The organism is Ensifer sp., from assembly GCF_035999185.1.
GTDB lineage: Bacteria > Pseudomonadota > Alphaproteobacteria > Rhizobiales > Rhizobiaceae > Ensifer.
Genome location: NZ_DASYHB010000206.1, coordinates 26,560 through 39,598, shown reverse-complemented (window position 1 = coordinate 39,598; position 13,039 = coordinate 26,560). Strand labels below are relative to the sequence as shown.

The window sequence follows — 13,039 nt, the reverse complement described above, 5'->3', positions numbered from 1 at the left end:
ATTACCACTCAAGCGGTGCGCCGACGGGTCCTGCTGCGGGCCGCCGCCGTCTTGCGGCGGCTCACCTGCTTCTTCGCGGGTTTACGGATGGCGGCCTCAAGAATATCTCCCAGAAGCCCGCCACCCGACGAACTTGTCCGCGTCCGTCGCTTTGTCCGCTTGCTCGAGGTTCGCTTGACGCCGGTCTTCTTGAGGATTTCCTTCAGCGCACTGTCGACGACGCCGCTGACGAGTTCCTTGATCAGGTCGGCCATCGAGGTCTACTCCGGCGCACTCGTCTGAAGCGCAAGGGCATGCAGAACGCCCCCCATGTTGCCCTTCAAGGCATTGTAGACCATCTGGTGCTGCTGCACGCGGGTCTTGCCGCGAAACGCTTCGGCCACGACTTCGGCGGCATAGTGGTCGCCGTCACCGGCCAGATCGCGGATCGTGACCTTGGCACCGGGAATCCCCGCCTTGATCATGTCTTCGATGTCGCCTGGTGTCATGGGCATGATACGCCAACTCCCTTTTTATTCTGCAACGTCAGCAGCCTGCCGACGCCGTCCATGAAATTAGGGAACCACGATTCAGGGGCGGAACGCAATTGCTGAATTGGGTGAGGGAGGCGAGCATTGGGCTGCGAGGCCATCCGATGATGGCGCCAAAGCAGTGCCACGCGCTGCGCCTTTAGAGACGCGCATGGAAGGGGACGGAAGCCACCGAAAGCGGCTCCCGTCACCGATTCTGTTCTCAGTTCTCGGGGGCGAGGTCGCCCTGCATGAACTCGGGGAACCAACCTTCGTGGGCCGAGCGCAGGTGTGCGACAGAGACCGCCTTGGCGTCGCCGAGCTTGACGGTATCGCCACCGGTCTTGCCGATGATCGGCAGAGCCACGCCCGCAGCCTTCGCGCGAGCGACAACCGCGTCGAGTGCGCCGGCAGCGACCGTCACAACATAGCGGCCCTGGTCTTCGCCATAGAAGGTGGCAATCGGATCGTGACCGGCGACGGCGTCAACCGTGGCGCCGATGCCGGAAGCCATAGCCATTTCGGCAACAGCAAGCGCCAGACCGCCCGACGAGCAGTCGTGAACGGCGGTCACAAGACCGTCGACAATCAGGCTGCGGACGAAGTCGCCGACCTTGCGCTCATGCGCGAGATCCACATACGGCGCCGGGCCGTCGGTGCGGCCGTGAATGTCGCGCATGTAGACCGACTGGGCGATGTGCGAGCCGAGACCGGCAGGTGCGCCGGCGACAAGAATCGTTTCGCCTTCCGCGGCAAAGCGGATACGCGCCATCTTCGACCAGTCCTTGATCAGTCCAACGCCGCCGATCGTCGGGGTCGGCAGGATGCCCTGGCCATTGGTCTCGTTGTAGAGCGAGACGTTGCCCGACACGATCGGGAAGTCGAGCGCGGTGCAGGCTTCGCCGATGCCCTTGATGGCATGAACCAGCTGGCTCATGATTTCAGGACGTTCCGGGTTGCCGAAGTTGAGGTTGTCGGTGGCGGCGAGCGGCAGCGCGCCGGTAGCCGTCAGGTTGCGCCAGCACTCGGCGACAGCCTGCTTGCCACCTTCGAACGGGTCGGCCTCGACATAGCGCGGCGTGACGTCGGACGAGAAGGCGAGTGCCTTCGAAGCATGGCCTTCGACGCGCACGACGCCGGCGTCACCGCCCGGCAGCTGCAGCGAATTGCCCTGAATCAGCGTGTCGTACTGCTCGTAAACCCAGCGGCGCGAGGAATTGTTGGCCGAACCGACGAGCTTGACGAGCGCATCGGCGACGTCTGCCTGCGGGATGTCGTTGGTTGCGAGCGGAGCGGCGGTCTTGGCCGGCGTCCAGGGGCGATCGTATTCCGGCGCTTCATCGCCCAGTTCCTTGATCGGCAGGTTGGCCACTTCCTCGCCCTGGTGCAGGATGCGGAAGCGCAGGTCGTCCGTGGTCTTGCCGACGATCGCAAAGTCGAGGCCCCACTTGACGAAGATCGCCTTGGCGACTTCTTCCTTGGCGGGCTCCAGCACCATGAGCATGCGCTCCTGGCTCTCCGACAGCATCATCTCATAGGCGGTCATCTGCTCTTCGCGCACCGGCACGGTGTCGAGGTTGAGTTCGATGCCGAGGTCGCCCTTGGCGCCCATTTCAACGGCCGAGCAGGTGAGGCCGGCCGCACCCATGTCCTGGATGGCGATGACGGCGCCCGTCTGCATCAGCTCAAGGCAGGCTTCCAGCAGGCACTTTTCGGTGAAGGGGTCGCCGACCTGGACGGTCGGGCGCTTCTCTTCGATCGACTCGTCGAATTCGGCAGACGCCATGGTCGCGCCGCCGACACCGTCACGGCCGGTCTTGGCGCCGAGATAGACGACGGGCAGGCCGACGCCTTCGGCCTTGGAGTAGAAGATCGCGTCGCTCTTGGCGAGACCGGCGGCAAAGGCGTTGACGAGGATGTTGCCGTTGTAGCGGGCGTCGAACTCGACTTCGCCGCCGACGGTCGGAACGCCGAAGGAGTTGCCGTAACCGCCGACGCCGGCAACGACGCCGGAAACGAGGTGGCGGGTCTTCGGATGGTCAGGCGCGCCGAAGCGCAGCGCGTTCATGGCAGCGACCGGACGGGCGCCCATGGTGAAGACGTCGCGCAGGATACCGCCAACGCCCGTTGCCGCGCCCTGGTAGGGCTCGATATAAGACGGGTGGTTGTGGCTCTCCATCTTGAAAACGACGCAGTCGCCGTCATCGATGTCGACGACGCCGGCATTTTCGCCCGGGCCCTGGATGACGCGCGGTCCCTTGGTCGGCAGCGTTCGCAGCCACTTCTTGGAGGACTTGTAGGAGCAGTGCTCGTTCCACATCGCCGAGAAGATGCCGAGCTCGGTAAAGGTCGGCTCGCGTCCGATCAGGCCGAGAATGCGCTCATATTCATCGGGCTTCAGCCCGTGCGATGCGATGAGGTCCGGGGTGATGGGGCGGGTGTTGGAAATCGTCATCGTCGACCGTCAAATCCTTCGGGCGGCGCGCAATCCACGAAAGAGGAATATGGCGCGTGCGAACCGCAACAGAAACAGGGGGCGCTTTGCGGCTTCTTTAACCTATGCTGCGGCGCGGCGCGACAGAAAAATACGGGCGATCAACAGCGGTTGATGCCCGTCAGTGCTTTGCGGAAGGCGATTGAACCGCCCGGCCTTAGAACTTGTAGCCGAGGGCGAGGCCGGCGCGTGTCAGGCCGTTATTGGGCCCGTCGCAGAGATTGGCATGAGACGCGTGTTCGATTGTCGCCGAAACGTTCCAGTGTTCGTCGAGGCGAACGCCGGCTGCGGCATATTCGCGGAACAGGAAGCGGCAACCAAGCTGCGGACCATCGCCATTCGGATTGTCGAGGTCGCCATCATGAACCGTACCACCGGCGCCGAACTCGACAAAGAGGCGCTTCGTCATGTCGAAAGTCCAGCTTAAGCCGCCATAGGCCTGATTGACGCCGTTGGATGAAGTCGCAACCGCTGCGCCGGTATAGACACGCGGGCGCAGAAGCTTCTCTCCAAGGTCTGTCGCGCCATCCGCATCGAACGGGTCGAAGTATACGGTGAATGACGGAAATACGCCGTCTTCCTGCTTGTCGCCGCTGGCGATCGAGGTCGTCACGCCGAAGCGCATTTCATCGAACACACCTTCGGCGGCGAAGGCCGGCGCGGCGATCAATGTGGCTGCGGCTAGAGAAAGGCAAGCGGAGAGGCGGCACGAACGGGGCAGGCTGGACGATAGCGGCATGCGGAATCCTTGAAGCGAATCAAATACGCAAGACTGCTAAAACAGTATGATGCGTAACCTTGCGCGAAAGTCACCCCGAGGATTCCGTTAGTCACTCAAAACTGTCGTAGCCTGCACGCCCGCTGTCGAGCAGCCGCTTCAACGCCTGGAAACCGCCCCTTACCTCCGCACGGTCGCGCGGCGAGGAAAAGCCGATGCGGATGCGGTGGAAGACACGGTCGGTGCGGCCGGCCTTGAACTCATCCTCGTCATCGACGAGTACGCCTTCCTGCAACGCCGCCTGCTTGAAGGTACCGGACAGCCAGGGATCGGGCAGCTTCATCCAGAGGAACGGAATGGAGGGATGCGAGGTAAACTCGATGCCTTCAAAGACCTCGCGCGCCATGGCCTCGCGAGCGCGCACCTCTTCAATGCCCTTGGCGCGCAGGATCGCCGCCGAGCCGGACAGCACCAGGCGGGCGCAAAGCTCGGCCAGGATGAAGGGCAGGCCGCCGCTCACCATCTTGTGGGAGATGCGGATGCGCTGGCTGAAATGCGGCGGGCAGGCGACCCAGCCGCCACGAACGCCGGCGGCAACCGACTTCGACAGGCCGCCGACCAGGAAGGTGCGCTCCGGCGCGAGCTCGGCCAAGGGCGGCGTCTGGTCGCCGGTCATCGCGCCATAAAGGTCGTCCTCGACCAGCCATACGCCGTATTTGCGGGCAATATCAGCAATTGCCTGCCGACGGGCCAGCGGCATAATCGCGACCGTCGGATTGTGGGCGCTCGGCATCAGGAAGGCGAGCTTCGGATGCTGTTGGGCGCAGACGCGCTCGAAGTCCTCTGGGATCATCCCGAACCCATCCGACTCAACCAGTGTCGTCCGGCGGCCGATGAGACCGGCGCTGCGGCTGACTTGAGAATAGGTGAGCGTTTCGAAAGCGATGCGATCGCCCGGCGCGGTCACCGCGGCGATGACGGCGACGACCGCCGCATGGGCGCCCAAGGTCGGTACGATATTCTCCGGCTTCGGCTGATAGCTGCCGCGCGCCAGCCATTGGCAGCCGGCTTCAAACCAGTGGTCGGGAAAGTTACGCGCATAGCTCGCAATGTCGGCGTGGTGGTCCTGGCTGATCTCGCTCAGCAGTTCGCTCAGGACCGCGCCTTGGCCGATATCCGGTGCCGCCGTGCTGTCGAACCTCAACTTTCCAGCCGGCGCCACCAGCGGGCGCGTACCGGCAAGCGAGGTCGTCAGCGGATCGGATTGTTCCGGCGGCCGGCTCTCTGGATGATCGAGTACATAGGTGCCGCGTCCGACTTCGCCGCTCACCAGCCCACGCTCGCGCACGATGTTGTACGCACGGCCGATCGTGCCAATTGTCACGCCGATATCGTAGGCAAGATTGCGTTGCGGGGGCAATTTGGCACCGACGGGCAGGGCGCCGTTACCAATTGCGTGCTCGATCTGATCAGCGATCCGCGCATAGAGCGGACCGTGACCCTGCTGAATGTCTGGGAGCCAATTTGTCATAGTGACAATTCTTTAGATTACAGCGCGGAATATGTCAATTATCACCATAACAACGGTAACAATCGCTGCATTGGGGTATTCAATGAGTACAATAGATACAATTTGTTCGTCCCACATCGAGGTCAGCTCGAGCAGACGCACCGACACGTTGTTTGGTGGCGACTACTCGGACGAGCGCGAAAGCCTGCTCAAGCGGCTCTGGGGTTACTACTGCGAACTCGATGCAAGGCGGCGCGGCCGGCTGGCGCTCGGCGAGATGAGCGACTGGCAGCTGAAGGATATCGGCGTATCGCAGAAGGACGCGCGGGAGGAATCAGCCGTGCCGTTCTGGCGGTAGGTTCGATCGCTCCACGAACCACGGACAGCAAAAAGCCGGCGCGACCTTCTCGGGTCGACCGACTTTTGGATGCGTTCAGCAAGGCGAGAGCGGCTTATTTGCAGCCCTGGCTACCTGCGGCCCAGCGACGGATATCGGCGGCCATGCGCGTACCCGTCGGCTCGTTCATCAGCGGCCCGAATGCCTGCAGACGGGCCGGATTGCCCTCCGCCTGGACGACGGCGAGGGGTCGCGCTTCCGGCGACTTGCGCGGTACGATCAGGATGCGCGGGCGCCCGGAGAAGGAATTGAGTTCCGGCGCCAGCCGATAGGACTTGAAGGCGGGATCGCCGGATTTGAACCAGCAGCTGTTGGCGCCAAGCGCCACGCGCTCCATGGTCGGCAGCGCCGCGGTGTTCGGGCTGGGGGCTGGCGGCTTCGGCGACTGGCACGAAGCGAGCAGCGCGAGCCCGAACACAGTGCAAGCGATGCTGGTCAGGCGTACAGGGGCAATTGAAGGCATCGACGGTCTCGCTCGCGTTCGGGGGATGGGTCGGATGCCTTCTATCAGCCGGATGGTTAAGCGGCGATTACTTCGAGCGCCGACGCAAAGAGCCCGCGACCGTCAGAACCGCCGTGCGCGGCTTCGATCAGGTTTTCCGGGTGCGGCATCATGCCGAGCACGTTACCCTTGGCGTTCATCACGCCGGCGATGTCGTTCATCGATCCGTTCGGGTTGGTGCCTTCAGCGTAGCGGAACAGGACCTGGCCATTGCCTTCGATCGCCTTGAGCGTCTCGGCATCGGCAAAATAGTTGCCATCGTGATGGGCAACCGGCGAGCGGATGATCTGGCCCTTGGAATAGGCGCGGGTGAAGTCCGTATCGGCGTTGACGACTTCGAGCTTGATCTCGCGGCAGACGAACTTCAGCGAGGCGTTGCGCATCAGCGCGCCCGGCAGCAGGCCCGCCTCGACGAGGATCTGGAAGCCGTTGCACACGCCGAGAACCTTGACGCCTTTTTCCGCCTTGGCCTTGATCGCCTGCATGACGGGCATGCGCGCAGCGATCGCGCCGCAGCGAAGGTAGTCGCCATAGGAGAAGCCACCTGGGATGACGATCAGGTCGACATCGGGAATGTCCGTTTCCGTCTGCCAGACGGTGACGGGCGCCTTGCCTGAGATCTTGGTGAGGGCCGCGATCATGTCGCGGTCGCGATTGAGGCCCGGAAGCTGGACGACGGCTGACTTCATAACTCTGTCTCCGTAAGCGGCGAGATGGTTTCGATACCGCACCCAAGGGAAGGCTCGGCACCCGTTACGCCAAAACAGCCTTATTCCCTTCAAGGGTTCGTGCTACCGCGGCGTTTAGCAGATCCGGTCCCGCGCCGAAACGCGGAACCTAATTCAGTTTAAGCCAGACCGTTTCCGGTCAGGCGAACGAGATGCTGTAGTTCTCGATCACGGTGTTGGCGAGCAGCTTTTCGCACATCGCCTTGAGGTCTTCCTCGGCCTTGGCCTTGTCGGCCGATTCGATCTGCAGGTCGAAGACCTTGCCCTGACGAACCTGGCCGATGCCGTCGAAGCCGAGCGCGCCAAGCGCACCTTCGATTGCCTTGCCCTGCGGATCGAGAACGCCGTTCTTCAGCGTCACGGTTACACGTGCCTTGATCACTTTGATTTTCCCCGAAGTTATTTCACCAGAACCGGACCGGTGCCACGCACAGGTTCGTTCTCGTTCATGATGCCGAGACGGCGGGCGACTTCCTGATAGGCCTCGACGAGGCCACCGAGGTCGCGGCGGAAGCGGTCCTTGTCGAGCTTTTCCTTGGTCTCGATGTCCCAAAGGCGGCAGCTGTCCGGCGAAATCTCGTCGGCAAGGATGATGCGCATCATGTCGCCTTCGAACAGGCGGCCGCACTCGATCTTGAAATCGACGAGCTGAATGCCGACGCCGAGGAACAGGCCAGTGAGGAAGTCGTTGATGCGGATGGCGAGCGCCATGACGTCGTCAAGTTCCTGCGGGCTCGCCCAACCAAATGCAGTGATGTGCTCTTCGGAGACCATCGGGTCTTCGAGCGCATCGGCCTTGTAGTAGAACTCGATGATCGACCGGGGCAGGACGGTGCCTTCCTCGATGCCGAGACGCTTGGCCAGCGATCCGGCAGCAACATTGCGCACGACGATCTCGAGCGGAATGATCTCGACTTCCTTGATCAACTGCTCGCGCATGTTGAGGCGGCGGATGAAATGGGTCGGAATGCCGATGCGGTTGAGATGCGTGAAGATGTACTCGGAGATCCGGTTGTTCAGAACGCCCTTGCCGTCGATCACGTCATGCTTTTTCTTGTTGAAGGCGGTCGCGTCGTCCTTGAAAAACTGGATCAGCGTGCCCGGCTCCGGACCCTCATAGAGGATCTTTGCCTTGCCCTCGTAGATACGGCGGCGACGATTCATAGATGTTGTCTCTGTGTTTTTGGCGCTCTTGGGTCGCGCACGTGGAGTATCTCTAGCGGGTCCTTATCTGAAAAGAACGGATTTCACAATCGGCGCATCCTGCAGTCCCCTGATTTGCTCAGGGTAACACGAAAGTCATCAAACCCGAAAACTTCGCATTGCAGTTTGACCATCGTTTTGGTTTATGGCGATAACTGTTTCCGATATGGAATTTTCAGGGAGATCGATTGATGACGACGATGCAGGATCGCGAAAAAGCCTTTGAAGCGAAGTTTGCGCTGGATGAAGAGCTGAGGTTCAAGGCTGAAGCGCGTCGCAACAAACTGCTCGGTCTCTGGGCTGCAGGCTTGCTGGGCAAGGCCGACGCCGAAGCCTATGCCAGCGAAGTTGTTGCTGCAGATTTTGAAGAAGCCGGCCACGAAGACGTTGTGCGCAAGATCAAGGCCGACTTCGATGCGGCTGGCGTCGCGCAGACGGAAGAGCAGATCCGCGTACGCATGCTCGAGCTTCTCGGCCAGGCCGTGCAGCAGATCCAGAGCAAGTAAGCTCACACTGACTTTCTATAGCCGCCCGACCGCAAGGTTGGGCGGTTTTTATTTGCCCGCATCGCCGAAGGTTGGCTTCCAGCCGCGGCTCAATCGCTGCTCGAGTTCCAGGCGGTCCATTGGCCGGGCAAGCGCATAGCCCTGCAGCACGTCGCAGCCAAGCTCTCGCAGCATTGCTGCATGTTCCCAGGTTTCGACGCCTTCGCCGACGACCTCGATGTTGAGCGAATGGCCAATGTCGATGATAGCCCGGACGAGCTTGGCCTGCTTTGCGCTTTCGGTGATCGGGCCGACGAGCGCCCTGTCGATCTTCAGCCGGGCCGGGTTGAGATTGAGCAGACCGATGATCGACGCATGCCCTGTGCCGAAATCATCGATCTCGACTTCGATGCCGAGATCACCAAGGGCCGAAATCGTTTCGGCGATTTCGTCTTCCGGATCATCGAGAAAAATGGACTCCAGCAGTTCGAACGAAAGTACGCCCGGTGGGATCCGCATGGCGCTGAGGTCGGCGATCAGGCCGGGATCGCGCAGACGCGGCGACGACATGTTGACCGAGATCTTCGGAATCGCAAAACCGGCCCGTTGCCAGGATTGAAAGTCGGCATAGGCGATTTCGACGACCTTCCTGTCGATCGCCGGCAAGACGTTGATTTCCTCGGCGACCTTGAGGAAGTGAATGGGCGCAAGGATGCCGCGTTCGGGATGATCCCAGCGCACCAGGGCCTCGACGCCCGTTATCTCCAGTGAGCGCGCGTTGAACTGTGGCTGGTAGTAGACCGTAAACTGGCCTTCCTCGATTGCCTGGCGAATGTCGTCGCCGATCCTCTTGGCGGTCAGGATCTGGGTTTGAATGAGTTCGGAGAACACCTCGACCCGATCGCGCCCCAGGCTCTTTGCCCGATAGAGCGCAATGTCGGCATTCATCAGCAACTGCTTTGCATCGAAGTCTTCGTGGCCCTTCCAGGCAATGCCGATGCTTGCGCCAAGACGGCAGAGCTGTCCGTCATAGGGGATCGGCCGACGAAAGGCGTGCACGATCCGCTCGGCAAGTTCGGTCAGTTGCGGCAGGTCACGGTCGCGTCGGCAAAGAATGACAAATTCGTCGCCGCCGATACGCGCGATAAAATCGTCATGGCGCGCATGCGCTCGAAGGATGGCGGCTGCGTGCGTCAGCATCGCGTCACCGGCCTGGTGCCCAAGCGTGTCATTGATCTGCTTGAAGCGGTCGAGATCGATATGCAGGATGGCGTTGACCGCAACGTTCTCCGTCAGCATCTGATCGAGGTAGCGACGGTTGGGCAGGTCCGTCAGATAGTCGTGCAGAGCATTGTATTCGATCCTGATGCGCGCTTGCTCGAGTTCGCGGTTGCGCGCCTCGGCGGAGGCCTGGGCGTGGCGCAGTTCCTCCTGCAGGGCAATGTCTTCGGTGACATCCCAGTTAGCACCGATGAGCTTGCGGGTCCCGAGATGATCGACATAGGTCGCGGCGTTCGAGCGGATATGCCGGATCGAGCCGTCTGGCCGAACGATCCGGAACGCGTTGCTATAGGTTTTTCCGGAGGCGATGCCTTCGTTGGTGCGGGCAATCACCGCATCGCGATCTTCGGGATGCAGGCAATTCTCCCAGGTCTCGGAACTCGGAGGTCCTTCGCTCGCGTCCAGACCGTAGATCTCGAACATGCGCTCGTCCCAGTCGTCGCGTAGAGCGTCGAGATTGAAGTCGAACACACCGATCTTGGAGACGCCGAGAGCGAGCCGCAGCCGGCGCGAAACCTCTTCGAGCCGGGCCTCGGCTTCCTTGCGGGCGGTGATGTCCGTATCCGTGCCGATGATCCGGCTTGGGCGTCCGTCTGGCCAGTAGGCGACGGCGGCGCCACGGCTTTCGATCCAGATCCAATGGCCGTCCGCGTGGCGTTCGCGATACTCGAAGGTGTTGAAGATGGCTTCGCCCGAATCCTGCCGCTCGATTGCGGCGCGCACATGCGAATGGTCGTCCGGGTGAACGCTCTGGATCCATGTTTCAAGGGTGCCGTCGACGACGGCATCGTCGGGCAGGCCACGCAGACGCTTCCAGGTGGTTGAATAGAACAGGTTCCCGGTTTCGAAGTCGTGGTCCCACACGCCCTCAAGCGCGCCATCGAGCGCATATTTCCAGCGCGTTTCGTCGCTGCGCAGCCCGGCAATTTCGCTTACGAGATCATCGACCGGCAGCAGCAGGATCAGCCAGTCGCCCGGCCTTTCGAAATGCGCCTGCGAACAGGCAACGAGCATCGGCAACGAACCGGACGGACCTAGGAAGTGAACTGTGGCAGGGGACGTCGAGCTTGCCCGCGGAGGCAGAAGCGGCCGGTACTCGTCCTCCACAAGGTCGCTCAGGAGTGCGTTTCGCAGTTGAGAAGGAGTGCGAGCGAGCAGTTCGGCAGCACGGGCGTTGGCTGCAAGGATCCGTCCATGGCCATCCGCAACGATTGCGCCCGCCGGCAACCGCTCCAGGGTGGCCTGCGTCAGAGCTTCCGGTTGCGCCAGTGCGCGATGCGCACCTTGGGTAAGACCTTCGTTTGCGGCCACTTATCCTATGTCCACTGTCTGCGGCCGCATTATCCGGCCAAAGAGCCAGGCAATCACGCCGCAAATCAAGGTTCGATAGCGGACGGAATCACTGGGGATGCGCGCCACGCTGCCATGCCCGCCGATGATGACCGCGGACAATGAACGTCGGATTAATGAGACGTCAACCGATCGACACAGTGGTTAAGACTTAAGGCTTCAGGCGGCTTAGAAACTGAGCAAACACCATCGTGCCCTCAGGCCACGGTCCGTGTCCCGATTCCGTATTGATATGGCCAGATTCACCGGCGTCGACGAGGAGCGAGCCCCAGGCGTTGGCGATATCGTCCGCGTGCTCGTAGGAGCCGAACGGATCGTTGCGGCTCGCGACCATCAGCGAGGGGAACGGCAGCGGATCGCGCGGGTAGGGGCCGAAGGTCATCAGGTGCTTGGGGCGGATCGCCGGATTGGCTACGTCCGGCGGAGCGACGAAAAACGCGCCGGCGATCGGCTTCGTGAAATGGGGCAGGGCGTGCACTGCCGTCGCGACACCAAGCGAATGCGCCACGATGACCACGGGCTTTTCCGCCGCATTGACCTCTTCGACCATGCGCGCCACCCAGTCGTCGCGCACGGGCTTTGCCCACTCTGCCTGCTCGACGCGGCGCGCGGACGACATCTTGCGTTCCCAACGGGTCTGCCAGTGCTCCGGTCCGGAGTTGGTGTAGCCTGGGACGATGAGGATATGGGCGTCGGAAACTTTCATAATGGCCGCGATGTGGCGCTGAAACACGTCGAAGTCAAGGTCTACCGGCAGACCGGCCTCTCAAGATGTACGCAGATCGCTGTAGCGCCCGCGACACGACGTTTTGGCTTCTTCCCATCGACGATCATTTTAGCAGGCGTGCAGACGGCGACAGCGGTTTCATTTTCTGTATAATCGGGCTGACGGTCGCGGTTTGGTGCGGCTTGCTTTCGCCGCACTGCTGTTCCGTGGCCGCTCGGGTTCGTTGAGGAGTGTGAGCCATGACAACATTCCATGTTCTGTCGGGAGCGGACGCGAGTGTCGCCCATCCCGGAATCAAGAAGATTGGCGTCGCTGACGTGTTCGACGCTTTGCGCCTCGGATTTGACGACTTTCGCGAAAAACCATCGCACTACGTCTTTCTTTGTCTGATCTACCCGATTGCCGGCGTCGTTCTGATCACCTGGAGCGCGGGAGCCAACATGCTGCCGCTGCTTTACCCGCTGGTCTCAGGCTTTGCCCTGATCGGCCCGGTGGCGGCGATCGGCCTTTATGAAGTCAGCCGACGGCGTGAACTGGGCATGGACTACTCCTGGCCGCATGCGCTTCGCCTGCACCGTTCTCCAGCCTTGCCGTCCATCATGGCAGTCGCCGCCATGCTCCTTGGCGTATTCGTCGTGTGGCTGCTGGTCGCACAGGCGCTTTATGTGCAGATCTTTGGAACCACGCCACCGGATTCGATCGGAGCGTTCTGGAACGGTATCATCGGCACGGAGCAGGGCTGGAACCTGATCCTCGTCGGCAACGCAGTCGGCTTCGTCTTTGCCGTGATCGTACTGGCGACGTCGGTGGTATCGTTTCCGCTGCTGATTGACCGTGACGTCGGTGCAGTCTCCGCAGTCGAAACCTCCATTCGGGCAACCCTCGTCAATCCGGTACCGGTCGCTGTCTGGGGCTTCATCATCGCCGCAGGCCTGGTCATCGGCTCGATCCCGGTCTTCGTCGGCCTCGCCGTCATCATGCCGATCTTCGGCCACTCCACCTGGCATCTCTATCGCAAGATGGTGGAGCCGGGCCCGCGTGCCCGTTCGCGGTAACTGCCGATCGGTAGAATGCCAACGCCAAAGCGCCGCAGGTCGACTGACCGGCGGCGCTTTGGCGCGTAGACGCGAACCGT

General features: G+C 61.8%; 15 protein-coding genes. 4 read left to right on the top strand and 11 right to left on the bottom strand.

Going from position 1 to position 13,039, the window contains the following annotated elements; translation table 11 throughout:
- Positions 1-8 precede the first annotated feature (8 nt).
- From VGO04_RS29415 to purL, 3 genes are all read right to left on the bottom strand, one after another.
- Positions 9-254, bottom strand: coding sequence for a hypothetical protein (locus tag VGO04_RS29415; protein ID WP_327499514.1), 246 nt, complete (start codon positions 252-254; stop codon positions 9-11).
- A gap of 6 nt (positions 255-260) precedes the next feature.
- A complete protein-coding gene (locus VGO04_RS29410; protein WP_057248940.1) occupies positions 261-494 on the bottom strand; it encodes a BolA family protein in 234 nt (77 codons plus the stop codon).
- A 238-nt stretch (positions 495-732) separates the two neighbouring features.
- Positions 733-2,964 carry a phosphoribosylformylglycinamidine synthase subunit PurL gene (gene purL, locus VGO04_RS29405; RefSeq protein WP_327499513.1) on the bottom strand — a complete coding sequence of 744 codons (2,232 nt, stop codon included), beginning with the start codon at positions 2,962-2,964 and terminating at the stop codon, positions 733-735.
- On the opposite strand from purL, the gene VGO04_RS29400 reads away from it, so the two are divergent.
- Positions 2,951-3,118 carry a hypothetical protein gene (locus tag VGO04_RS29400; protein WP_156134025.1) on the top strand — a complete coding sequence of 56 codons (168 nt, stop codon included), beginning with the start codon at positions 2,951-2,953 and terminating at the stop codon, positions 3,116-3,118. The genes purL and VGO04_RS29400 overlap by 14 nt on opposite strands.
- 42 nt (positions 3,119-3,160) lie before the next feature.
- Here VGO04_RS29400 and VGO04_RS29395 read toward each other — a convergent pair whose 3' ends face one another.
- Both VGO04_RS29395 and VGO04_RS29390 read right to left on the bottom strand, forming a co-directional pair.
- Entirely contained in the window at positions 3,161-3,742 is a 582-nt protein-coding gene (locus tag VGO04_RS29395) for an acyloxyacyl hydrolase (protein WP_327499512.1), read from the bottom strand.
- Between the two features lie 91 nt (positions 3,743-3,833).
- Complete coding sequence (locus VGO04_RS29390) at positions 3,834-5,252, bottom strand: PLP-dependent aminotransferase family protein (RefSeq protein ID WP_327499511.1); 1,419 nt, start codon at positions 5,250-5,252, stop codon at positions 3,834-3,836.
- A gap of 82 nt (positions 5,253-5,334) precedes the next feature.
- Between VGO04_RS29390 and VGO04_RS29385 the strand changes: the two genes are divergently transcribed.
- Positions 5,335-5,589: a DUF1127 domain-containing protein gene (locus tag VGO04_RS29385; RefSeq protein ID WP_327499510.1), complete on the top strand. Its 255-nt coding sequence runs from the start codon at positions 5,335-5,337 to the stop codon at positions 5,587-5,589.
- Positions 5,590-5,683: 94 nt separating this feature from the next.
- Here VGO04_RS29385 and VGO04_RS29380 read toward each other — a convergent pair whose 3' ends face one another.
- The 4 genes from VGO04_RS29380 to purC form a co-directional block, all read right to left on the bottom strand.
- Entirely contained in the window at positions 5,684-6,091 is a 408-nt protein-coding gene (locus tag VGO04_RS29380) for a hypothetical protein (protein ID WP_327499509.1), read from the bottom strand.
- Between the two features lie 56 nt (positions 6,092-6,147).
- Positions 6,148-6,819 carry a phosphoribosylformylglycinamidine synthase subunit PurQ gene (purQ, locus tag VGO04_RS29375; protein WP_327499508.1) on the bottom strand — a complete coding sequence of 224 codons (672 nt, stop codon included), beginning with the start codon at positions 6,817-6,819 and terminating at the stop codon, positions 6,148-6,150.
- Positions 6,820-6,997: 178 nt separating this feature from the next.
- Positions 6,998-7,240: a phosphoribosylformylglycinamidine synthase subunit PurS gene (purS, locus tag VGO04_RS29370; protein ID WP_034794427.1), complete on the bottom strand. Its 243-nt coding sequence runs from the start codon at positions 7,238-7,240 to the stop codon at positions 6,998-7,000.
- 17 nt (positions 7,241-7,257) lie between these two features.
- Positions 7,258-8,022: a phosphoribosylaminoimidazolesuccinocarboxamide synthase gene (gene purC / locus VGO04_RS29365; RefSeq protein WP_065373601.1), complete on the bottom strand. Its 765-nt coding sequence runs from the start codon at positions 8,020-8,022 to the stop codon at positions 7,258-7,260.
- Between the two features lie 230 nt (positions 8,023-8,252).
- On the opposite strand from purC, the gene VGO04_RS29360 reads away from it, so the two are divergent.
- Positions 8,253-8,567, top strand: a complete 315-nt coding sequence (locus VGO04_RS29360; RefSeq protein WP_327499507.1) for a DUF1476 domain-containing protein — start codon at positions 8,253-8,255, stop codon at positions 8,565-8,567.
- 48 nt (positions 8,568-8,615) lie between these two features.
- On the opposite strand, the gene VGO04_RS29355 is transcribed toward VGO04_RS29360, so the two are convergent.
- Positions 8,616-11,138: an EAL domain-containing protein gene (locus VGO04_RS29355; protein ID WP_327499506.1), complete on the bottom strand. Its 2,523-nt coding sequence runs from the start codon at positions 11,136-11,138 to the stop codon at positions 8,616-8,618.
- Between the two features lie 190 nt (positions 11,139-11,328).
- The gene (locus VGO04_RS29350) at positions 11,329-11,883 is read right to left on the bottom strand and encodes an alpha/beta hydrolase (RefSeq protein ID WP_327499505.1); all 555 of its coding nucleotides are present in this window, start codon (positions 11,881-11,883) and stop codon (positions 11,329-11,331) included.
- A gap of 260 nt (positions 11,884-12,143) precedes the next feature.
- Between VGO04_RS29350 and VGO04_RS29345 the strand changes: the two genes are divergently transcribed.
- Positions 12,144-12,959: a DUF2189 domain-containing protein gene (locus VGO04_RS29345; RefSeq protein ID WP_327499504.1), complete on the top strand. Its 816-nt coding sequence runs from the start codon at positions 12,144-12,146 to the stop codon at positions 12,957-12,959.
- The last annotated feature ends 80 nt before the right edge of the window (positions 12,960-13,039 follow it).